Annotated in this window: 19 protein-coding genes; 11 read left to right on the top strand and 8 right to left on the bottom strand. The window is 67.0% G+C overall.

Features of this window, described 5'->3' with window-relative positions:
- Positions 1-17 precede the first annotated feature (17 nt).
- Positions 18-686: a hypothetical protein gene (locus EO174_RS00470; RefSeq protein ID WP_126941597.1), complete on the bottom strand. Its 669-nt coding sequence runs from the start codon at positions 684-686 to the stop codon at positions 18-20.
- A gap of 411 nt (positions 687-1,097) precedes the next feature.
- Positions 1,098-1,985 carry a LysR family transcriptional regulator gene (locus EO174_RS00465; RefSeq protein WP_115675692.1) on the bottom strand — a complete coding sequence of 296 codons (888 nt, stop codon included), beginning with the start codon at positions 1,983-1,985 and terminating at the stop codon, positions 1,098-1,100.
- A gap of 96 nt (positions 1,986-2,081) precedes the next feature.
- Between EO174_RS00465 and EO174_RS00460 the strand changes: the two genes are divergently transcribed.
- Complete coding sequence (locus EO174_RS00460) at positions 2,082-3,368, top strand: MFS transporter (protein ID WP_206515025.1); 1,287 nt, start codon at positions 2,082-2,084, stop codon at positions 3,366-3,368.
- Positions 3,369-3,702: 334 nt separating this feature from the next.
- Here EO174_RS00460 and EO174_RS00455 read toward each other — a convergent pair whose 3' ends face one another.
- Positions 3,703-4,713: a nuclease gene (locus EO174_RS00455; protein ID WP_126941596.1), complete on the bottom strand. Its 1,011-nt coding sequence runs from the start codon at positions 4,711-4,713 to the stop codon at positions 3,703-3,705.
- A gap of 101 nt (positions 4,714-4,814) precedes the next feature.
- Positions 4,815-7,298 carry a TonB-dependent receptor gene (locus tag EO174_RS00450; protein ID WP_241239954.1) on the bottom strand — a complete coding sequence of 828 codons (2,484 nt, stop codon included), beginning with the start codon at positions 7,296-7,298 and terminating at the stop codon, positions 4,815-4,817.
- Positions 7,299-7,641: 343 nt separating this feature from the next.
- Here EO174_RS00450 and EO174_RS00445 point away from each other — a divergent pair, with 343 nt between their 5' ends.
- The 7 genes from EO174_RS00445 (at position 7,642) to EO174_RS00415 (ending at position 14,247) form a co-directional block, all read left to right on the top strand.
- Positions 7,642-8,262: a TetR/AcrR family transcriptional regulator gene (locus EO174_RS00445; protein ID WP_119129464.1), complete on the top strand. Its 621-nt coding sequence runs from the start codon at positions 7,642-7,644 to the stop codon at positions 8,260-8,262.
- The gene (locus tag EO174_RS00440; RefSeq protein ID WP_126941595.1) at positions 8,259-9,140 is read left to right on the top strand and encodes an NAD-dependent protein deacetylase; all 882 of its coding nucleotides are present in this window, start codon (positions 8,259-8,261) and stop codon (positions 9,138-9,140) included. The genes EO174_RS00445 and EO174_RS00440 overlap by 4 nt, the downstream gene beginning before the upstream one ends.
- A 60-nt stretch (positions 9,141-9,200) precedes the next feature.
- On the top strand, positions 9,201-10,319 hold the full coding sequence (locus EO174_RS00435) for an NADH:flavin oxidoreductase/NADH oxidase (RefSeq protein ID WP_164740036.1): 1,119 nt from the start codon (positions 9,201-9,203) through the stop codon (positions 10,317-10,319).
- Positions 10,320-10,400: 81 nt separating this feature from the next.
- A complete protein-coding gene (locus EO174_RS00430) occupies positions 10,401-11,276 on the top strand; it encodes an NAD(P)-dependent oxidoreductase (protein WP_126941593.1) in 876 nt (291 codons plus the stop codon).
- A gap of 382 nt (positions 11,277-11,658) precedes the next feature.
- On the top strand, positions 11,659-12,051 hold the full coding sequence (locus EO174_RS00425; RefSeq protein WP_104583895.1) for an XVIPCD domain-containing protein: 393 nt from the start codon (positions 11,659-11,661) through the stop codon (positions 12,049-12,051).
- Positions 12,052-12,119: 68 nt separating this feature from the next.
- On the top strand, positions 12,120-12,971 hold the full coding sequence (purU, locus tag EO174_RS00420) for a formyltetrahydrofolate deformylase (RefSeq protein WP_164740035.1): 852 nt from the start codon (positions 12,120-12,122) through the stop codon (positions 12,969-12,971).
- Between the two features lie 136 nt (positions 12,972-13,107).
- Entirely contained in the window at positions 13,108-14,247 is a 1,140-nt protein-coding gene (locus EO174_RS00415; protein ID WP_126941591.1) for an MFS transporter, read from the top strand.
- 301 nt (positions 14,248-14,548) lie between these two features.
- On the opposite strand, the gene EO174_RS00410 is transcribed toward EO174_RS00415, so the two are convergent.
- The 4 genes from EO174_RS00410 to EO174_RS00395 form a co-directional block, all read right to left on the bottom strand.
- Positions 14,549-16,507 carry a choice-of-anchor X domain-containing protein gene (locus EO174_RS00410; protein WP_164740020.1) on the bottom strand — a complete coding sequence of 653 codons (1,959 nt, stop codon included), beginning with the start codon at positions 16,505-16,507 and terminating at the stop codon, positions 14,549-14,551.
- A gap of 274 nt (positions 16,508-16,781) precedes the next feature.
- Positions 16,782-17,684 (bottom strand): methylenetetrahydrofolate reductase, encoded by a 903-nt coding sequence (locus tag EO174_RS00405; protein WP_126941590.1) that lies wholly within the window; start codon positions 17,682-17,684, stop codon positions 16,782-16,784.
- Positions 17,685-17,777: 93 nt separating this feature from the next.
- Positions 17,778-18,443, bottom strand: coding sequence for an epoxyqueuosine reductase QueH (locus EO174_RS00400; protein WP_126941589.1), 666 nt, complete (start codon positions 18,441-18,443; stop codon positions 17,778-17,780).
- Entirely contained in the window at positions 18,443-19,381 is a 939-nt protein-coding gene (locus EO174_RS00395) for a LysR family transcriptional regulator (RefSeq protein ID WP_104583889.1), read from the bottom strand. Before EO174_RS00395 ends, EO174_RS00400 begins: the two co-directional genes overlap by 1 nt.
- A 98-nt stretch (positions 19,382-19,479) precedes the next feature.
- On the opposite strand from EO174_RS00395, the gene msuE reads away from it, so the two are divergent.
- The 3 genes from msuE to EO174_RS00380 all read left to right on the top strand — a co-directional run bounded on the left by msuE (position 19,480) and on the right by EO174_RS00380 (position 22,285).
- On the top strand, positions 19,480-20,073 hold the full coding sequence (gene msuE / locus EO174_RS00390) for an FMN reductase (protein ID WP_164739280.1): 594 nt from the start codon (positions 19,480-19,482) through the stop codon (positions 20,071-20,073).
- 168 nt (positions 20,074-20,241) lie between these two features.
- Entirely contained in the window at positions 20,242-21,225 is a 984-nt protein-coding gene (locus EO174_RS00385; protein WP_119130251.1) for a DUF1852 domain-containing protein, read from the top strand.
- A 28-nt stretch (positions 21,226-21,253) separates the two neighbouring features.
- Positions 21,254-22,285 (top strand): methionine synthase, encoded by a 1,032-nt coding sequence (locus tag EO174_RS00380; protein ID WP_126941588.1) that lies wholly within the window; start codon positions 21,254-21,256, stop codon positions 22,283-22,285.
- The last annotated feature ends 86 nt before the right edge of the window (positions 22,286-22,371 follow it).

Raw genomic sequence — 22,371 nt, 5'->3', positions numbered from 1 at the left:
GTGCGCGGCGTGGGCGATCACGCCGCCAGCAACTCCCAGCCCTGCGCATCGCGCAGGCGCAGCCCCGGTTGCGGTGCATCCACGCTGACCCGCACACCGCTGGCCCATGGCAGCTGCCGCTGCTGTGGAAACCAGCGGCGTGCCTGATCGACGACGATCAACAAGCCATCATCGTCGCCCAGCGCGGCAAAGCCCTCGACCGCCGGCGCAAATGGCCGCACGCCGAAGTGATGGGCGACGCTGCTGGTCACCACCGCGACATCGTTGCTGGGCAGCCCGATCTCGCTCAGACACAGCAGTTCTTCGCCGTGGAACGCGCCGTCGCCGGTGACCACGTCCTGCACGGCCTGGCGCGCGATCAACTCCAGCACCGCGCCATCGGGGCCGGCGAAATACACCGAGTGCGATTGCCACACGCCATCCTGTCGAAACTGCCGGCGGCCGTGCGGATCGGCAAGCAGGTTGCTGCGCGCGCCAATCCACTGCGCAGCGGCGTCGAAGCGCGAGGGCGCCACGTTGAACGCCAGATGCACACTGCCCACCGGCTGCTGTGCCTGTACGCATTCCAGCGTGCTCCAGCCGATGCGAACGCTGTTGCCGTGTTGCGGCAGCTGCAGCACGTCGCGATAGAAGCGCAGGCTGAGGTCGGGGTCGAGGCAGGGCAGCAACAGATGACGAAGATGCATGGCAGGCGCAGGTGGTGGAAGAAGCGGGCATTGAACGACCTCAATCGCGGTTGAGGTCAAGCCATGTGTTCGAATTCTGTAGAGCATCTGCCAGCGATAGCGAGGCGCGTGATGTCTGTGGCAGAGGCTTCAGTCGCGATGATGTCTGCAGGCCAGCCGCATCGTGCGCATGCGCACTTCTACAAGATCAGCGGTCGCTTGTGTGGCTGACAGGGTGTGTTAGTCAGATGTCGGCTCAAAAAAGCCAGCGCTAGAGCCCGTGGTGAGGAACGCGACCCAGCAACGTAAGCCTGCCTGCGGGTAGGAGCGCACTCGTGCGCGAGGGCGTTACCGGGACAGCCACATCGCGCCCAGGTGCGCTCCTACAACAGCCGCGGTGCGTTCGCTGTTATTGGCGCAACGCAACCTCGCTTAAAGCACTTCCGCCAGCGCCCACAGATGCCGGACCAGCGGCGCGGTGTCCAGGGCGCCCGGCGACACCGCCAGGGCCAGCCGGGCCAGCGGCATCTGGCCTTCGATCTCCAGATAGCGCACGCCGGGCAGTTGCAGCTGCGCGGTGGAGGCGGGCACCACCGACACGCCCAGTTCGGCGGCGACCAGATTGACGATGGACGACATCTGGGGCGCTTCCTGGGTGATGCGCAAGGTCACGCCGGATTGCCGGCAGGCGGCGAGGATCTCGTCGTACAGGCTGGAACCGAAGCTGCGCGGAAACAGGATGAACGGCTCGCCCGCCAGCGCCGCCAACGGCGCGCTGTTGCGGGCGGCCAGCCGATGCGCGGTGGGCACGGCGATCTTCATCGGCTCGTCGGCAAAGCGCAGCAGTTGCAGGTCGGGCGGCGTGCTCAGGCCGTAGCGCACGAAGGCCGCGTCCAGGCGGCCTTCGGCCAGGGCCACCAGCAGTCCGGCGGTATTGGTTTCTTCCAGCAACAGCTCCACCCGCGGCCATTGCCGGCGAAAGTCGCGGATCAGATGCGGCACCACCGGATTGAACGCGGCCGAGGCGGTGAAGCCCAGGCGCAGCCGGCCGGATTCGCCACGCGCCACCCGCCGCGCGGTTTCTGCGGCGCGCTCCACGTCGGCGAGCACGCGGCGCACCTCGACCAGGAAGGCCTCGCCGGCCGGGGTCAGCTCGGCGCCGCTGTGGGTGCGCCGGAACAGCGGCGTGCCCAGATCGCGCTCCAGCGCCTGGATCTGCTGGCTCAACGGCGGCTGGCCGATCCCCACCCGCGCTGCGGCCCGGGTGAAGTTGCCCTCTTCGGCGACGGCCAGGAAATAGCGCAGGTGGCGAAGTTCCATGCTATCTGTCCTGCATATGGCAACTGCCAGCATCATATATTGGACAGGGGGTCGTAGCGGGCGAATACTCGCCGTCCCTGTCTCGATGCTGCGCCCGTGTCCTCTCCTGATCGCCACGCCGGCAGCTCGCCGGGCACGCACGCCGGCCCTGCCGACGCACCCGCCGCCGACGCACCCGCCAGCGGCCGCATCCGGCTGGCCTTGTTCCTGGCCGGCTTTGCCACCTTCTCGCTGCTGTACAGCGTGCAGCCGGTGCTGCCCGAGTTTGCGCGCGCCTTCGGCGTGGACGCGGCCACCGCCTCGCTGCCGCTGTCGCTGGCCACCGGCGCGCTGGCCCTGGCGATCTTCTGCGCCGGCGCGGTGTCGGAGAACCTGGGCCGGCGCGGGCTGATGTTCGTGTCGATCGCGCTGGCCGCGCTGCTCAACCTGCTCGCCGCCTTCCTGCCGCACTGGGGCGCGCTGGTGCTGGTGCGCACCTTGTCCGGTATCGCGCTGGGCGGGGTGCCGGCGGTGGCGATGGTGTACCTGGGCGAAGAGCTGCCGGCCAACAAGATGGGCGCGGCCACCGGCCTGTATGTGGCCGGCAATGCCTTTGGCGGCATGAGCGGACGCATCGTGATGAGCGTGCTGACCGATCACTACGACTGGCGCACTGCACTGGCGATGTTGAGCGTGTTCGACCTGCTGTGTGCGTTGGCATTCTTCTGGTTGCTGCCGCCGTCGCGCAACTTCGTGCGCCGGCACGGCATCAATCTGCGCTTCCATCTGCGCGCCTGGGCCGGGCATTTGCGCGACCGCAACCTGCCGTTCCTGTTCGCGCTGCCGTTCCTGCTGATGGGCGTGTTCGTGTGCCTCTACAACTACGCCGGCTTCCGGCTGGGCGGGCCGGAATTCGGCCTGAGCCAGAGCCAGATCGGCATGATCTTCAGCGCCTATGTGTTCGGCATCGTCAGTTCGTCGGTGGCCGGCGCGGCGTCGGATCGTTTCGGGCGCGGCCCGGTGGTCAGCACCGGTATCGTGCTGTGCGTGCTCGGCGTGGCACTGACCCTGGCGCATGTGCTGGCGCTGGTGGTGGCCGGCATCGTGCTGTTGACGATCGGCTTCTTCATTGCGCATTCGGCCGCCAGCGCGTGGGTGAGCCGGCTCGGCGGTGCGCACCGCAGCCATGCCGCATCGCTGTATCTGCTGGCGTACTACGCCGGCTCCAGCGTGATCGGCGCGCTCGGCGGCTGGTTCTGGCAGCACGGTGGCTGGGGCGCCCTGGTCGGCATGTGCCTGACCTTGCTGGCGCTCGCCTTCGCGGCGGCCTACGTGCTGCGCCAGCGCGCCGACGACGCGCGGCCGTACGGGCGCTTTGCGCCACATCCCGCACGCGGCGAATGATGCGGAGCGCCCGGCGCGAGCATCCGGGAACCACCGAGGCCGATATGGACGCCAGCTGCGCGTTGCATGGGCGTGCCCGGCATGCGGGTGGTTGGCTTGGTGGAATCGGGAATCGGGAATCGTAAAAGCTGGCGCGCGCGGTTGCCGGTGGCAGCGCTTGTCAATCGGGATCTGCTGCGCTTTGTCCAACAGCTCAACAAGGTCCATTGACGCCGCGTGACGGCAGGACCGAGCCGCAGGGCCCGCTGCGCCGTCCTGCCGACAGGCGCGCAGCGAGCGGTGCCGGCGCGCGGGTCGGCACGCCGCTAGCGGAAGCCGATGTCGCCTACGGCGGTCATGCGGTGGGCGACCTGCCGGCAGGTGCAGATCCGGTGGCCGGGTCGTACTGCGGATGGCTGGGATCCATGCTGCGCGGCCGCGTGGATGTTTCTGGTTGCAGCGCGCTTTCGCGCCAGGCGCGCACCAGCAGGTCGCGCAGCATCGCCGCGCCATCGCCGGCAGTGCGATAGACCATCGCGCGGCCGTCGCTGCTGGAGGCATCGTCGAACGCGCCGGCCTTTTCCAGGCGATAGACCTGCTCGACACGGCCGGTGCCCACGTCGAGAAAGTCCAGGATCTGCTCGAACACATCGCCCTGCTGATGCGCCAGGGCCGGCATGCGGCTCAGCAGGTCCTGCGGGGTCAGCGCAATCTTGTCCACGTAATCGCTCTCGAACTTGCCGTGCACCTTCGGGTCGGTGCTGTAGCCGTTCGGGTTCGGCCCCTGCCAGCCGTCGTGGTGGATGCTGTCGTGCTGCGGCTGCGCGCCATCGCCGATGTAGTGCGCGAACCAGCTGACATAGAACGCGCAGGTGCGTTCGAGTTCGCGGGTGTCCTGGCCCTTGGCACGCAGCGCGCGCAGTTGCCGCATGGTCGCCACGATGCGTTGGTAGCCTTCGGTGGCTGCATACGGCAAGGTGCCGGCCCAGCGTACGTTCATGCGCTGCGCCCGTTGCGGGTCGCTGCTGGCGATGCGCCGCTGTTCGTCATACAGCGCCAGCACGAAGGCGTAACGCGAGCGCGGCGGGTGTTGCATGAAGGCGAACTGCTCGCGGAACCAGCCGTGGTTGGGGTCTTCTTCGATCTTGAGGAATGGTTCGCTCTCGCTGCGCCAGCCGTCCGGCAGCGTGGCGCCGTCGGCAATCACCTGCGCGTATTGTTTGAGGAAGACCGGGCCGTCGTCGGGCAGTGCCTGCACGGCGGCGCTGTCGATGGCCGCGTGCGCACGGTGGCCCCAGGCGGCGGCATTGCCGGAACAGGTCGCTGCCGCAAACAGCAGCGCACAGGCAAGAGGGGAAGGTGTCATGGCAGTCCTTGTGGCCTGCAGTGCGTACGCCACGCTGCAGGCGATGGATCGGGAAGTGGAGCGCTGGTAGCGAGGCTGCGACACCCCGGACGTCGGTGCACTCAGAAGTGGTAAGTCACCACCAGCCGCGAGTTGCGCTCGTAGATCGGCCGGCCGTAGATCGGTTCGCGCGTGCCCTGGCCGGAGATGGTGTCGGTGCGCGGGTTGCCTTCGGTCAGCGCAAAGGTGTTGGTCAGGTTGTCGACCGACAGCTGCACATCCCACGGCCCGTTGCGCACCAGGATGTTGGCCGCCAGGGTGTCGTAGGCGGCCAGCTCGGTGGTGTTCTCCAGGTCGGCGTAGCGCTTGCCGACGTAGGCGTAGCGCAACGAGGTTTCCCAGTCGAACGCACCGGTGGTGAAGTACAGCGTCGGGCCCGCATTGCCGTACAGCTTTGGCTGGCGGTTGGGCATGTTGCCGTCCACATCGACCACCGCCACTGCTCCGTTGGCCACCACCTCGGTGAGGTCGGAGACCTTGGTGTCGTTGTAGGTCAGGTTGGCATCCAAACGCAGCCACTGCGCCGGCGTCCACACCGCTGCCAGTTCGATGCCGGGGTTGGTGACGCTGCCGCGGTAGTCCTTGGATTCGGCCGCGCCGGTCTGCGGGTTCACCGCGCTGGTGCCGATGTTGTATGGGTCGTACTTGGTGTAGAAGGCGGTGGCGAACACGTCCAGGGTGTCGAAGTTGAGCTTGGTGCCGAGCTCGAACTGGTCGGCGGTGGGGATGTTGACGTTGCCTTCGTTGGCGCCCTCGCTGGGCGCGCGGTGCGCACGCGAGGCGCGGCCATAGATGCCGACCGTCGGGTTGATGTCGTAGTTGAAACCCGCGGTCCAGTTGGTCACGCCCACGTCCAGCGCGGTGTGCGCGCGGGCCCCGGTGAACAGGCGTGCGGCATCGTCGGCCAGGGTGTCGGCCATGCCCAGGTTGCCGGTGCTGCGCAGCATGCTCCAGGCGCGGTAGCGGTAGCGCTCGTGACGCACGCCGGCTTCCAGGCGCAGCGCATCGGTCACCTGCCAGGTGTCGGCGATGTAGGGCGCCAGCATGCTGGTGTAGGCCTTGCCCTGGGTGCGGTCGGCGCCATAGATCACCACACCGTCCTTGGTCACGCCGCCGACCACGTTGCCGGCCGCGTCGTAGCCGAGCAGGTCGATGGTGCGCGGGTTCTGCCGCATCTCCAACAGATAGCTCTGGTAACGTGAATTGTAGGAGCGCGCGTAGTAGGCGCCGTACACGCCCAACGTGATGTCGTGGGTGTCACCGCCCCAGTCGAAGCGGCGATGCAGGCGCAGGTCGTCGGCAAACGAATCGGCACGCACGTTCATGGCGCGGTACTGGCCCTGGATCACCAGGCCGTCGGTGCTGGCCGGATCGAAGCGGCTGCCATCGTCGGTGTAGACGTAGCCCAGCGAGCTCAGGCCGGGAAACGCGGCGCTGGCGGCAGCGCGGCGGCTGTTGGCATACGCGCTGGCGTCCTGCGGCGCATTGCTGGAATACAGCGCGTCGAAGGTCATGTCCAGGCGATTGACGATGGCCTTGTTGGACAGGCTCCAGCCATTGTCGAAGGCCAGGTCCAGGTTCGCGCCCAGATGGTTGAATTTCATGTGGCGGCCATCGGACAGGTCGCGCAATTCGCGCTGCGGCGCGCCGTTGGCATCGCTGGACACGATGCTGGCGCGCTTCAGTTGCGCGGTGCTCAAGGTGCCGGTGAAGCGGTCGATCAACGGGTCCAGCGAACGCGTGGTGTCGCGCGGGTCGTACAGCGGGATCGGCATGTAGAACGCATTCTTGTCGTCCAGATGCTTGGCAGTGAAGGTGATCTTGCCGTGGTCCAGCGTGTGCGTGAGGTTCATGCGGAACTGCCCGCCCTCGTCGGCCGGAAAGTCCACGTCGCGGTAGCCGTCGTTGCGGCGCACGAAGCCGCCGGCAGCCAGATACCAGCCGTCGGCCAGCTTGCCCGACCAATAGCCGTCGAGCCGGTACAGCCCGGTGTCGCCGACGGTGGTGCGCACCGCGCCTTCGGGTGTGTCGCCGCCCTGGCGGGTGACGAAGTTGACGATGGCCGCGGCATTGGAGGCGAAGATCGGCGAGGGCCCGCCGCGCACGGTCTCCACCGATTCGACCATCAGGTCCGGGCGCACCAGGCCTTCGGTCTTGTAGAAGTAGCCGTTGTTGTCCGGGTAGGGGCTGATGCCGTCTTCCTGGATCACCGCAAACGCGCCTTCGTCGGGAATGCCGCGGATGCGGTAGACGTTCTGCACTTCGCCGCCGGTGGATTCGGCATAGATGCCCGGCATCGAGCCGATCAGGCTGGCGAGGTTGAGCGGGGCCAGCTTGTCGATCTGCTCGGCGGTCAGCGCGGTGATCGCGTACGAGGCATCGAACTGGTTCTGGGCCTGGCCGGCGCCGGTGACGATCATCCGGTCCAGCGAGAAGATGCCGTCCTCGCTCTTGCGGGTGGCAGGCGTGGCGGGCGCGGCTTCCTGCGCGAGCGCGGGGGTGGCCAGGGTCAGTGCCAGCGCGACGACGAGCGGACGACGCGACACGGCACGACGCACTCCGGAGCGCGTCCGGGTGTGGGTGTAGGGCATGGCAGGGATGGGGGGTAGCGGGGAGCTGCCCACTGTCGCGGCGCCATGTTTCCGCAGCGTTGCGTGTGCACCGGATCACGCTAACCGCGTGAGTCGGTGCCACGATTTGTGACGTGGCGCCTGTTTTCAAGCGGGTTCAACCGTACGTGGCAGACGGTGAAGGCATCGAGCGCGGCCGGCGTCGGCGATCAACGCCACCGATGCGGAGCTGGACGAGGCGCTTCCTTGGAATCAGGCAGAAGGCCCCCAGACTATGTGCCATCCATCCGTGTGGACATTCGCATTCGTGAGCACCTCCCTGCCCCTGCCCGCACCGCGTAAAGCCCCGCAGCAAGCGCGCTCGCGCGCCACCGTGGAGGTCATTCGCCAGGCCAGCATCCAGGTGTTGGTGGCCGACGGCTTGCAGGGCTGCACCACCACGCGGGTAGCCGAGCGCGCCGGCGTGTCGGTCGGCAGTGTGTACCAGTACTACCCCAATCGTCAGGCGATGTTGATCGCGCTGCTGCAGTGGCATCTGCAGACGGTGATCGATGCAGTGGAGCTGGCCTGCGCGCAACAGCACGGGCGCACGCTTGCGCAGCAGTGCCAGGCGCTGGTGCGCGCCTTCGTGCAGGCCAAGCTGCAGCATGTGGATGTCTCGCGTGCGCTGTACGCCATTGCCGAGCTGCATGGTGGCGCCATCCTGGGCGCGCAGGCGCGCCGGCGCTCGCAGCAGGCGTTCGCCGCCGCGCTCGCCACCGCCTCGGATGTGCGCTTCGACGATTGCCAGGCGGTGGCCGAGATCGGCATGGCGGCCATCACCGGGCCGTTGAAGAGCCTGCTCGAGGATGGCGCGCCGGCTGTGCGGATTGCGCCGCTGCAGGCGCAACTGGTGGTGTTGCTGCACAGTTACCTCATGGCCACCGGAGTTGCACGATGACGGCGTCACCGGTGCAAGACGGCAACGCGCTGCAGGACTTCATCGAAGGCCACCGGCGCCTGTTCGTGCTCACCGGCGCCGGGTGCAGCACCGATTCGGGCATCCCCGATTACCGCGATCTGCAAGGCGGCTGGAAGCGCCCGCAACCGGTGACGTTCCAGGCCTTCATGGGCGAGCTGTCCACGCGGCAGCGCTACTGGGCGCGCAGCCTGGTCGGCTGGCCGCGTTTCGGCCTGGCGCGGCCCAACGCCACCCATCACGCACTGGCCGCACTGGAAGCGCGCGGCCAGCTGGAAGTGCTGCTGACGCAAAACGTCGATCGCCTGCACCAGGCGGCCGGCAGCCAGGCGGTGATCGACCTGCATGGCCGGCTCGATGTGGTGCGCTGCATGGGCTGCGAGCGGCGCATGCCGCGTACCGACTTCCAGCTGCTGCTCGAACAGGCCAACCCCGGCTGGGCCGACCTGGACGCGGCGCAGGCGCCCGATGGCGATGCGGACCTGGACGATGTGGCCTTCGACCATTTTGCGGTGCCGCCGTGCCCGGTGTGTGGCGGCGTGCTGAAGCCGGATGTGGTGTTCTTTGGCGAGAACGTGCCGCGCGAGCGTGTGGAGCGTGCGTTTGCGCATCTGCAGGCGGCCGATGCAGTGCTGGTGGTGGGCTCGTCGCTGATGGTGTATTCGGGTTTTCGTTTCGTGCAGACCGCTGCACGCAACGGCCTGCCGATCGCCGCGCTCAACTTCGGGCGCACCCGCGCGGACGAGCTGCTCAGCCTGAAGGTCGAACAGTCGTGCGCGCAGGCGTTGGCATTCCTGCACGCGCCGTTCGATCCGTTGCTTGCACGCAGCATCGATGACGCCAGTGCGCGCTCGGCATGACGCAGTGATCCATCGCAGCGGTTGTGCCCACGCGCGCGGCGCAGTGCAATGGGCACCCCCGTGTCATCTGTGGATGCCCTCTTGAGCCAGCTGTTCTCCCCCATCCGCTTCGGTCCGCTTGTGCTCGCCAACCGGATCGTCATCGCCCCGATGTGCCAGTACTCCGCGCAGGACGGCCGCGCCAGCGACTGGCACCGCATCCATCTGGGCACTTTGTCGCAATCCGGTGCCGGCCTGCTGATCCTGGAAGCGGCCGCAGTGCAGCCGCAGGGGCGCATCTCCTATGCGGACCTTGGCCTGTACGACGATGCCACCGAGCAGGCGCTGGATGAGGTACTGCAATCGGTGCGGCGCTGGTCGCCGATGCCGATCGGCATCCAACTGGCACACGCCGGGCGCAAGGCCTCCACCGATCTGCCGTGGAACGGCGGCGCGGCGATCGCGCCGGATCACGCGCATGGCTGGCAGACCGTGTCCGCATCGGCGCTGGCGTTCGGTGACGGCCAGCCGCTGCCGCAGGCATTGGACGATGCCGGTATCGATGCGGTGGTGCAGGCATTCGTCGATGCGGCGCAGCGCGCCGAACGCCTGGGTCTTGAGTTGATCGAGCTGCATGCCGCGCACGGGTATCTGATGCATCAGTTCCTGTCGCCGCTGAGCAACCAGCGCAGCGATGCCTATGGCGGTTCGCTGGAAAACCGCATGCGGCTGACGTTGCGCATCTTCGATGCGGTGCGCGCGGCGGTGTCGGACAAGATCGCCATCGGCGTGCGCATCTCGGCCACCGATTGGGTGGAGGGCGGCTGGGATGTCGAGCAGAGCATCGCCTTGTCCAAGGCGCTGGATGCGCGCGGTGCGCACTACATCCATGTCTCCAGCGGCGGGCTGGATCCGCGCCAGCAGATTCCGGTGCAGGCGGGCTACCAGATTCCGTTTGCGCAACAGATCAAGGCGCAGGTCGACACGCCGGTGATCGGCGTGGGCCTGATCACCGAGCCGGCCCAGGCCGAGGCGATCCTGCAGGACGGCCAGGCCGATGCGATCGCGCTGGCGCGCGGCATCCTGTACGACCCGCGCTGGCCGTGGCATGCCGCCGCTGCACTGGGCGCCTCGGTCACACCCGCGCCGCAATACCTGCGCTGCGAGCCACGCGATGCGCGTGGCGTGTTCGCCAGCTGATTAACGCGGGGAGTGGTAAAGAAGCAGAGCGTGCGGTGTCTGGATTGCCGCTCTTGACGCAAGATCGAATAAGGAAAACAGATGCCGATAGGATTTCTGGGCTTGGGCACGATGGGCCTGCCGATGGCGCACAACCTGCTGCGCGGCGGGTTCGAACTGAGTGTGTGGAACCGTTCGCCCGGGCGCGCGCAATCGCTGCGCGAGGCCGGCGCCACGGTGGTGGATGCACCGCGCGACGCCGCGCATGGCCCGCTGTTGTTTTCGATGCTGGCCGACGACAACGCGGTGCGCGCGACCTTGCTGGAGCATGGTGTGCTGGACGCGCTGCCGGCCGGCAGCGTGCACGTCAACATGGCCACCATCTCGGTGGCATTGGCGCACGAGTTGACCGCCCTGCATGCCGAGCGCGGCGTGGCCTACGTGGCCGCACCGGTGCTTGGCCGCGTCGATGTGGCCGAAGCCGGCAAGCTCAACATCCTGGCCGCCGGCGACGAGGCAGCGTTGGCGCGCGTGCAGCCGATGTTCGACGTGCTCGGTCAACGCACCTGGGAGATCGGCCGCACCCCCGAGCAGGCCAATGCGGTCAAGCTGGCGGCCAACTTCTGCCTGGCCAGCGCGATCGGCGCCATGGCCGAAGCCAGCGCGTTGGCACGCGGCCACGGCGTGGATGCCACCCAGTTCCTGGGCATGCTCACCAGCACCCTGTTCGCCGCACCCGCGTACCAGGGCTATGGCCGCCTGATCATGCAGCGCGCCTATCTGCCGGCCGGCTTCACCGCCACCCTGGGGCGCAAGGACGTGGACCTGGCGATCCAGGCCGGTGCCGACAAGCAGGTGCCGATGCCGCTGGGCGAGTTGCTGCGCACCGGCCTGGACGAGGCGATCGCCCATGGCGACGGCAACGCCGACTGGGCCGTGCTGGCAGAGGTATCGGCGCGGCGGGCAGGGCAGGCCTGATCGCCGCATCCGCAAGGCGGAGCTAGCCCCGCTCTCGGCGAGGCGGGAACGCACCGCTTGCGCGTCACTGGCGTGCGTGCCTTGAAGCGTCTGCGCTCCGGCGCGGGCAGGGGGCGCGGAGCGGGGGTCAAGGTGAGGGTACGGGGCGAAGCCCATGCAGCAGATGTCGCATGCTGTCAGCGACATCTGCCGCCCACGCTCAGGCCGCGTCGCTTCGAAGCAGCACAACCCATCTCTCACTCACCTAAACATGCAGCAGACCTTCTAAAATGCCGGCTCGTGACAGCCGCCGCTCCAGGGAGGATGCGATGCGACACCTGCATATCACGCTCGGTTCGACCGGGCGCACACCGCGCGCACTGCGCTGCGCCGGTGGTAGACGATGACCGCCGCACCGGTCGTCGACCAGGGCCCGGTGGGCCCGGACCATCCCGAGCATCCGGACCACTATCTGTTTGCGCAGATCCGCGAAGCGGTGGCCGTGCTCGATGCCGAGTTGGACAAACCCACCGACGAGGCCAGTGTGCGCATGGCCGCGCGCCTGCTGCCGCTGGCCAAGCAGCATGGCTTCGACCAGGTGGATTACGTGGTGCTCAGCCGGCACGTCGGCGAGGTGGGCGAGAATGTGTTCCTGGTGCGTGGCGAACTGGCCGACCCCGCGCATCTGCGTGCGCACATCACCACCCAGGAAGCGATGGAAACCTCGGTGGAGGCATCGATGGCGCAACTGGATGACATCAACCGGCGACTGATGCTGCGCCTGCCGCCGCGCTGAGCCGCACGGGAAAGTTACGGGCGCAAGCACTGCGCCCGCAGCCGGGTGCATTGGCTATCATTGTGCCGATGCGCTCCGACTACATCCTTACCCTGTCCTGCCCCGACCGCACCGGCATCGTCTATCGCGTGACCGGGCTGCTGTTCGACCTGGCCTGCAACATCCTCGACGCACAGCAGTTCGGCGACGACGAGAGTGGCCGCTTCTTCCTGCGCGTGCACTTCGACAAGCCGCCGGGCACCGAGATTGCCGGGCTGGAACGCCGCTTTGCGCAGCTGGCCGAGGAATTCCAGATGGACTGGCAGCTGCACGATGCGCGCCGTCGCGCGCGGCTGCTGGTGCTGGTGAGCAAGCAGGGGCATTGCCTCAACGATCTGCTGTTCCGCATGCACAGCCGGCAATTGCCGGTGGATATCGCCGCCGTGGTGTCCAACCACACCGACTTCGCGCCGCTGGCCGCCTCCTACGGCATCGCCTTCCACCATCTGCCGGTGAGCGCCGACACGCGCGCTGCGCAGGAAGCGCAGCTGCTTGCCCTCATCGAAGCGCTGCAGATCGATCTGGTGGTGCTGGCGCGCTACATGCAGATCCTGTCGCCGGCGTTGTGCCGCGCATTGGCGGGGCGCGCGATCAATATCCATCACAGCTTCCTGCCCAGCTTCAAGGGCGCGCAGCCGTATCACCAGGCGCACGCACGCGGGGTCAAGATCATCGGTGCCACCGCGCACTACGTCACCGAAGACCTGGACGAAGGCCCGATCATCGAACAGGACGTGGCGCGCGTGGATCACGCGATGACACCGCGCGACCTGGTGCGGCTGGGGAGCGACACCGAATCGCTGGTGCTTGCGCGTGCGGTGCGTCGCCATGTCGAACACCGCATCGTGCTCAATGGCCATCGCACGGTGGTGTTTCGCTAGCGCACCGTTGCGCATGGCGCAGGGACGCGTGCAGCACGCATGGTGGCGTGGTGCTCAAGCCCCCCCCGGCCCGCGAACGCGCCGGCCTGGCGCCACCGTCGCATTCCGTCCGCCACTCCCTCCTGGAATTGCCTGCATGTCGCTTGTCCCCGGCTCCAGCGCTCGCGCGCAACAGCACGCCACCCGCGCGGCGTTCTTCATTCCCGGCTTTGCTGCCGCGATCTGGGCGGTGCTGGTGCCGTTTGCCAAAGCCAGGACCGGCGTGGACGATGGCGCGCTCGGCCTGATCCTGTTGTGCCTGGGGGCAGGCTCGTTTCTGGCGATGCCGCTGGCCGGTGCCTTGTCGGCCCGCTTCGGCTTCCGTGCGGTCATGGCGGTGACGGCGGCGCTGATCTGCATCAGCCTGCCGCTGCTGGCCGTTGTCGCCAATCCGTGGGTGCTGGGCGCGGTGCTGTTCGCGTTCGGTGCCGGCGTGGGCGCGATGGACTGCGCGATGAACATGCAGGCGGTGGTGGTCGAGCGCGATGCCCGGCGCGCGATGATGTCCGGATTCCATGCGTTCTTCAGCATCGGCGGTTTCGTTGGCGCCGGCGCGATGACCTTGCTGCTGTCGGCGCGGGTTTCCCCGCTGAGCGCGGCGCTCGCCGGGGTGATCGCCATGCTCGTGGTCGGCGTGCTGTCGGTGCGCCACTGGCGCACCGAGCGCGTGGCGCAGCAGGGGCCGTTGCTGGCCCTGCCCAGGGGCATCGTGTTGTTCATCGGCATCTTGGCCTTTGTGGTGTTCCTGGCCGAAGGCACCATCCTGGACTGGAGCTCGGTGTTCCTGGCCGATGTGCACCAGGTTGCCGCGAGCACCGCCGGCGTGGGCTATGTGGCGTTTGCATTGACCATGACGGTGACGCGCATGCTCGGCGATGCGGTGGTGGAGCGCCTGGGGCGCATCCGCTCGATCGTGGTGGGCGCGCTGCTGGCCAGCGCCGGCTTCCTGGTGCTCACGCTGGTGAGCCCGTGGCAGGCATCGCTGGCCGGTTACGTGCTGGTCGGGCTGGGTTGCGCCAATATCGTGCCGGCCCTGTTCTCGCTGGCCGGCAACCAGACGCGCATGCCGGAGAGCATCGCCATCACCGCGGTCACCACCCTGGGCTACGCCGGCATCCTGGCCGGGCCGGCGCTGATCGGTTTCGCCGCGCATGGCATCGGCCTGGTCGGCGCCTTGCTTGGTGTCGCGGTGTTGATGGTAGGCGTGGCGGTGTCGACGCGTTGGTTGAGGGTGTGAGTGTGCTGGGTCACCGACCTGCAGTCGGTGACTCTTCGGCAATGTGCGTCGCGCGCTGGCACGCTCCTACGAAGGGTGGGGTGCAGGCTCGTCAATGTCGTCGTCGGGACCGTGCAGCCCGTGCAGGCGGTGGATGGCGGGCAGCGCGGTGCGCGCTGCCCGCATCACGCGGACCTCGTCGCAGCGCGGGCTTGTCCGCCTACCTTCGCAGGAGCCGAGGCGGCAGGCCGCATCGGAACCACCACGCACGCATGTACGGCGTGCGTGGTGGGCGGCCACGGACCCTGCAATGGATGCCGCATCACTTCGCGGCGTTGGCGTTCATCACTGCATTGCGGCTTGCGTCCAGATATTGCGCCGGGTCGCGCATGCCGGTGGTGTGGCATTGCCCGGTGGTGTGGCCACGGTTCACGCCGCCCGGCAGCTGCGCGTTGACCTGCTCCACGGTGCCATCTTCCGGGTCGTTGAGTACCAGGTCCGAGGCCGCGTTGCAGTAGTCGTTGGTGTACCAGTTGGTCTTGGCGAACGAGGTGGTGTAGTAGTTGACCTTGGCGCGCGCATCGGCCGGAATGCCGGCCAGCCAGGCTTTGGCGCCGTCGTAGGTCATGTCGGTATTGGTGCCGCAACCCACCCCGAACCACGAGCCCACCGCCGCCAGGATGCCGGACAGATTGGTGCCCTGGTACGGCGTGCCGACCGACTGCATCACCCGTCCACCTGTGGCGTTATCCAGCCCGCTCCAGTAGTAGGTATACAGATGCAGCGCGGCCATGCCGCCCTGGCTGTGTGCCACCGTCGCGAACGAGGACCACTGACTGGCGAACTGCGCCAACCGTTGTGCGAATTGGTCGTTGCTGCGGTTTTGTTTGGCATCAAGGAACGAGGACGCATTGGTGAACTGCGCCTGCGGCCACACGCCGTTGGAGCAATAGCCGTGCACCAGGACCAATTGCGAGCCGGCTGCCTGCGGTTGCGCCACTGCGCTGGCACTGGCCAGCGTTGTCGGGCGCGGCCCCATGCGCATGCTTTCGTCGATCGCACCGGCAGACCGCGCGATGCTGGCACGGCGCAACGCGGGCAGCTGCAAGGGCAGCGTGTCGGCCTGCACCAGCGGGATGTAATGGTCCGGATCTTCGATACGCAGCCCGCGCAGCGTGAACGGCGCACGCGCACCGGCACGCGCGACCCAGCGTTCGTCCAGGCTCAGCGGCAGCTGGCCTTGCTGCGGTGTCAGCATGCCGCCGATCCACGCCACCGGCACCTGCCTGCCCTTGGCATCGGTGCCCCAGACCTGGCCGAACACGCGGTAATGCGACGGGGCCTTGCCGCGTGCGGCGATGGGCAAGGCAATGTTGAGCCGTGTGCCGTCGGCCGCACGTGCGCTCAGGGCATTGCCGAGCAGGCGCAGCGAGGTGTCCAGCACCGGCAACACGTGCTCGCTGGTCCGCACGAATGGCTGCCCGGCCTGGTCGTGACCGCGCACCATCACCTGCGCAATCCAGGTGCCTTCGGCCGTCGGTTGGAACGTGCCGCCATACACGCCGTCGCCGGCAGCACCATCGTCGTGTTGCCCGTCGTCTGCCATCGGTACCGTGCGGATGCCTCCTTGCGGATCGATCACGCGCAGGCTCGCTGTGTCGATCTGCCCGGCCTGTGCGGCAAGCAGGGTGGCACCGCGCGCATCGTTGCCGCTGAGCAGTGCGTTGAGCGTCAGCGTCTGGCCGACCTGCTGCCGGCGATGGCGCGGGTACGAGGCCAGCTGTGTGCGTGCATCACCTTCCATCAGCACATAGCCGCGTTGCGCCACCGGCGTTGCCGATTGCAGGGTCAGCGACCACGCTCCGTTCTGCGCCGATTCCACCGCATAGCGCATGCCGCTGGTGCCGCTTTCTGCGGTGCCCAGCAGCGTGCGCTGCGCCTGCAGTTGCGGAGCAACGGCGGCCGCGCGCGCGCCGGCAATGCGTGGTGCAGTCACCGCCGCCTCCCACGGCTGGTCACCGGCCAGCACCATGAAACGTAGATGGCCGTTTTCCACCGGCAGCGTGCCTTGCCAGCGTGCGGAGTTGCCGGCTGGCGTCAATTCCACCGGCAGCAAGGCGCTCTTGGACAGAATCGCCGACTCGGCCGGGTCGGGTGCGCGCATCTGCGCGAACTCCTCCGGCGGGCCAGCCAGTTGTTTGGGCTGCAGCTCGGCCGCGGCAAGCGGCAGGGAAACCAGCGACAGGGTGCACAGCAAGGACAACAGCGACGGCTTCGGCATGGCGACATCTCTCCTTGAACGTTGCAGAAGCGATGCCGTCGCGCAGTGCAACGACACCGGATGCAGCGCCCCCTCGCCGCGATTCGCCGATGGTTATACCGCGCCCGTGTGACAGGTCCGCTGTGCGCTGCAGCACCCGGCGCGCCGCAAGCACAGCCACAGAAATGAAGCATTCCAGACTGTGATCCAGGTCGTGGACAGCTCGCCCACCCGCACGTTCGTGCTCGCCCATTCGAGGTCTGCGGCCGATGACGCGCGGCGTGCCCGGCAGGTGTCAGTCGGCGCGGTGCGGCGCGGTGCGGGCGCGGTACTGCTCCACCCACGCGACCGTCTGCGCGATGCCGCCGAACGGGAAGAAGTGCAGGCTGACCTCTCCATGCGTTCCGGTGAGGCCGGTGGCCAGGCGATCGACAAACCGATCCGGCCCGGCGGTGCCCAACAGCTTGCCCAGCGAGATGCCGTACTTGGACAGCATCGCGGTGCAGGCGCCGACACCGCAGCGTGCGGCATAGCGCGCAAGCACCGCCACGCCGGCGGGACCAGGCACGCCCACCCGCACGGGGTGTGCGATGCCACGCGCGCGCAGCGCGTGCAACCACGTCAGCACGAGGTCGGCATCGAAGGCGAACTGGGTGACGATCAGCGGTGCCATGCCGCGCTCGGCGATGCTGCGACACTTGCGTTCCAGCACATCCCAGCGCTCGCTTGCAGGCATGCCCGGATGTCCTTCCGGATGCCCTGCCACGGCGATGGTCCGGATGCCGCAGCGCTCGAAGACCCCGGTGTCGATCAGCGTCACGCTGTCCGGAAACGGCCCGATCGGCGACGGTGGATCGCCCGCGATCACCAGGCAACGCTCGACGCCAGCCTCATCGACGGCGCGCCTGACGAAGGCGTGCAGTGCGTCGCGCGAGCCGATGCGGCGCGCGGACAGGTGCGGCATGGGCGCAAAGCCGAGCTTGCGCACCATGCATGCGGCGGCCAGCCGCGCGGCGTCGTCCTGGTTGGGCAGGTAGGGGATGGCAATGGTCGCGCCACGCATGATCGCGGGCGCCGCTGCGCTCAGCCCGGCAATGGCGGTTGCGCTGACCTCCAGGGAATAGGCATCGGTGATGGTGCTGGCCAGGCGGTGCGTAACCGGATGAGTCAAACGATCTTGCCGTGCGTTGGTGGTCATTGGGTGGCGCCGCTACGTGGGCCCTGGGTGAGCGGGAAGGGCGCCATGACACAGACTGAAATCCCGGACAGCGTCGTTGCCCTGGCGAGGCGCTTAGTCTTGCTGTTCCCCATCGCCATAGAATTTCACGCCCAGTTGTATGCGATTGCGACCGCTTTCGGCGCGGTGCCGGTTGGTGTCACGCAGCGAGTAGACGCAGCCGCAGTATTCCTGCTGATAGAAGTTCTCGCGCTTGCTGATCTCGACCATGCGCGAGGAACCGCCGCCCTTGCGCCAGTTGTACTCCCAGTACGTCAGGCCGGGATACCTGGCCGCAGCGCGAACGCCGCAGTCGTTGATCTGCTGCATGTTCTTCCAGCGCGAGATGCCCAGCGAGCTGGTGATCACCGGGAAGCCGTGTTCGTGCGCATACAGCGCGGTGCGTTCGAACCGCATGTCGAAGCACATCGTGCACCGGATGCCGCGTTCGGGTTCGTTCTCCATCCCGCGGGCCCGCTCGAACCAGTTGTCCCGATCGTAGTCGGCATCGACGAAGGGCACGCCGCACTGCTGCGCAAAGCGGATGTTCTCGTCCTTGCGCAGCTCGTATTCCTTGCGCGGGTGAATGTTGGGGTTGTAGAAGAAGATGGTGTAGTCGACGCCGGACGCCAGCATGGCCTCCATCACCTCACCCGAGCATGGCGCGCAGCAGGAATGCAGCAAGACCTTGTCGTGGCCGGCAGGCAGTGGAAGTGGCGTGCGCGTGGCGATGCTGTCCATCAGTGGGCTCCCGGCGGAGTGGTCGTTGTGTCGGCGGTGGTGTTGGCGGTGCCATTGGCGGGCTGGCGCGCCAGTTCGATGAAGGCACGCAGGTAGTCGACGGCGATATCCGCCTCGCGTGCGCCCAGGAAGATCTGCTTGGGGATGCCGCGCGCGCCCAGCCGCACCGGCACCACGTCCATCCTGGACGCATATTCCTCCACCAGCCAGCGTGGCATCGCGGCCACGCCGCGGCCACTGGCGACCATCTGCATCATGATGTCGGTGGTCTCGATGGCCTTGTGGCGCCGGGGCGTGACCCCGGCCGGCAGCAGGAACTGGCTGTAGATGTCCAGGCGCTCCAGGTCCACCGGATAGCTGATCAGCACCTCCCGGGTCAGCTGCTGGGGCTTGACGTAGGCCGCCGACGCCAGCGCATGGCCCTTGGCCACGACCAGCACCTGCTCGTAGTCGAACACCGGCTCGAACCGCAGCCCGGGCTTGTACAACGGGTCGGGCGTGACCAGCAGGTCGATCTCGTAGCCGAACAGCGCGCCGATGCCGCCGAACTGGAACTTCTGCTTGACGTCCACATCCACGTCCGGCCAGGTGGCCAGGTAGGGCGCCACCAGCTTGAGCAGCCACTGGTAGCAGGGATGGCATTCCATGCCGATGCGCAGCGCGCCGCGTTCGCCCTGCGCGAACTGCCCCAGGCGCTCTTCGGCCAGGTCCAGTTGCGGCAGCACCCGGTTGGCCACTGCCAGCAGGTACTGGCCCGCCTGGGTCAGGCGCAGGTTGCGGCCTTCGCGCAGCCACACGTCGGTGCCCAGCTGCTGCTCCAGCTTCTTCATGCTGTGGCTCAGCGCCGACTGGGTCAGGTTCAGCACACCTGCGGCGGCGGTCAGCGAGCCCTGCTGCTCGACCTGCTGGACGATGGTGAGATGGATGCGCTCAAGCATTCAGATGATCCGAATTCATGGATTGTTGAAATAACACCATTTTACTTCATTGAATGCGAGCCCTAGCATCGGAGTTCGTCGTTTCAGGTCAACCCCGCATGACTGTCAACGTGCCACATCCCCTCCGTGTCGTCGCGGTCTCCGGCGGGCTGCAGCGCCCCTCCAAGGCCGTCGCCCTGGCCGAGCACCTGCTGGGCCTGATCGCCGAGGCCGTGCCGTGCGAGCAACAGCTGGTGGAACTCGGGGCGTTGGCACCGCAGTTTGCCGGTGCGGTGTGGCGCTCGCAGCTGCCGGCGACGGTGGAGCAGGCACTGTCGGCGGTGGAGCAGGCCGACGTCGTGGTGGTGACCACGCCGGTCTATCGCGGCTCCTTCACCGGGCTGTTCAAGCACTTCTTCGACTTCATCCACCAGGATGCCTTGATCGACACGCCGGTGCTGCTGGCGGCAACCGGTGGCAGCGAGCGCCATGCATTGGTGATCGACCACCAGTTGCGGCCACTTTTCAGCTTCTTCCAGGCACGCACGTTGCCACTGGGCGTCTACGCCACCGACCGCGACTTCCTGGACTACCGCGTGCACAACGAGGCTCTGGCCGAGCGGGCCAGGCTGGCGGTGCAGCGGGCACTGCCGCTGATCGCATTGACGCGGCAGGCACGTGCCATCGCTGCAGAAGACGTGGCTGCGGCCTGAGGCCATCCAGCCCACGGCTGCTCGGCGGGCCGCCACACCCGTCGCCGGCCACAGGATCGGTGGGTGATTGCGCGCCGGTCCGGAGTGGCGGCATCCACCCGGCGGGTATCCATACCTGCGCCGAGACCTGCGCTCGTATTCAACTCGGAAACAAGGCGTCAGCTTGCAATGACTCAAGAATTCACCTTCAGCATCAACAGCGTCCGGTTTGACGAGGACTACCGTCCCGCGGCCAATACGCGCAACACGACCAACTTTGCCAACCTGGCCAGAGGGCAGCGTCGGCAGGAAAACCTGCGCAACACGCTTGCGATGATCGACAACCGCTGCAACGACCTGGCGCATTGGGATAACCCCGGGCGCGACCGCTACGCTGTCGAGCTGGACATCATCTCGGTCCAGATGCACATCGATGCGCGCGAACACAGCGATGCCTTTCCGCTGATTGAGATCCTGAAGCCCAGCATCCTCGACAAGACCACCGGCGCGCGCATCGAGGGCATTGCAGGGAACAATTTTTCCTCCTACGTGCGCGACTACGATTTCAGCGTGCTGCTGCCAGCGCACAATCAGGATGCGTCCGGCTTCAGCATCCCGGACGATTTCGGCAGCCTGCACGGAACGCTGTTCAAGCACTTCGTGGACTCGGACGCCTACACGGCGCGTTTCACCAAACCGCCGGTCATCTGCATCAGCGTCTCCACCAGCAGGGTCTACCATCGAACCGGAAACCGGCACCCCATCCTGGGCATCGAATACCGGCAGGACGACTTCTCGTTGACCGATCGGTATTTCGCCAAGATGGGCCTGCAGGTGCGCTATTTCATGCCGCCGAACAGCGTTGCCCCGCTGGCTTTTTACTTTATCGGCGACCTGCTCAACGACTACACCAACCTCGAGCTGATCGGCACCATCAGCACCATGGAAACGTTCCAGAAGATCTACCGGCCAGAGATCTACAACGCCAATTCCGCGGCAGGGGCCATCTACCAGCCGAGCCTGAAGCACCAGGATTATTCCGCTACCCAGATCGTCTACGACCGCGAAGAGCGCAGCCAGCTCGCGGTGACGCAGGGGAAATTCACCGAGGAGCACTTCATCAGGCCCTACGGGACGATGCTCGCGCAGTGGGCCTCCAGCCACGCTGTCTAATCAACAGGAACGCAAGACACCACTCATCATGAAAAAGCTGCTCCCCACGTCTACCGCCGGTAGCCTGCCCAAGCCTTCCTGGCTCGCGCAGCCGGAAAAACTCTGGTCTCCCTGGAAGCTGCAGGACGCCGAACTGATCGAAGGCAAGCAGGACGCATTGCGCCTGTCGCTGCAGGAACAGCAGCATGCCGGCATCGATATCGTCAGTGATGGCGAGCAGACCCGCCAGCATTTCGTCACCACTTTCATCGAACACCTCAGTGGCGTCGATTTCGAAAAGCGCGAAACCGTCAGGATTCGCAATCGCTACGACGCCAGCGTGCCGACCGTGGTTGGCGCGGTCAGCCGCCCCCAGCCCGTCTTCGTGGATGATGCCAGGTTCCTGCGCCAGCAGACCCGGCAGCCGATCAAATGGGCGCTGCCCGGTCCCATGACGATGATCGACACCCTGTTTGATGCGCACTACAAAAGCCGCGAAAAGCTGGCATGGGAATTTGCCAAGATCCTCAATGAGGAAGCCAGGGAGCTCGAAGCGGCCGGCGTGGATATGATCCAGTTCGACGAGCCGGCCTTCAATGTCTTCTTCGACGAGGTCAATGACTGGGGGGTGGCCACCCTCGAACGCGCGGTCGAAGGGCTCAAGTGCGAGACCGCCGTCCATATCTGCTATGGCTACGGCATCAAGGCCAATACCGACTGGAAACAGACCCTGGGCTCGGAGTGGCGTCAGTACGAAGAGTCGTTTCCCAAGCTGCAGACATCGTCGATCGACATCATCTCGCTGGAATGCCACAACTCGCACGTGCCGATCGATCTGATCGAACTGGTGCGCGGCAAGAAGGTGATGGTCGGGGCCATCGACGTGGCGAGCAATACCGTCGAAACACCGCAGGAGGTGGCCGAGACGCTGCGCAAGGCGCTTCGCTTTGTCGATGCCGACAAGCTCTACCCGTCCACCAACTGCGGGATGGCGCCGCTTGCCCGGGACGTTGCAAGGGGCAAGCTCAAGGCGCTCAGTGCAGGCGCAGAGATCATTCGTGGAGAGCTGGCAGCCCGCTAGCACGCCGGTGCCGGCACTGGATCGGCGGTCAAGGCACCAGGGCCGGGGCGAGTACGATCCTGCCGCCGCCACGGCTGGTCACGACC

The sequence above is a fragment of the Xanthomonas sp. BRIP62418 genome (genome assembly GCF_003993495.1).
Lineage (GTDB): Bacteria > Pseudomonadota > Gammaproteobacteria > Xanthomonadales > Xanthomonadaceae > Xanthomonas > Xanthomonas euroxanthea.
The sequence above is the reverse complement of the archived record's forward strand: the minus strand, read 5'-3'. Positions and strand labels throughout refer to the sequence as shown.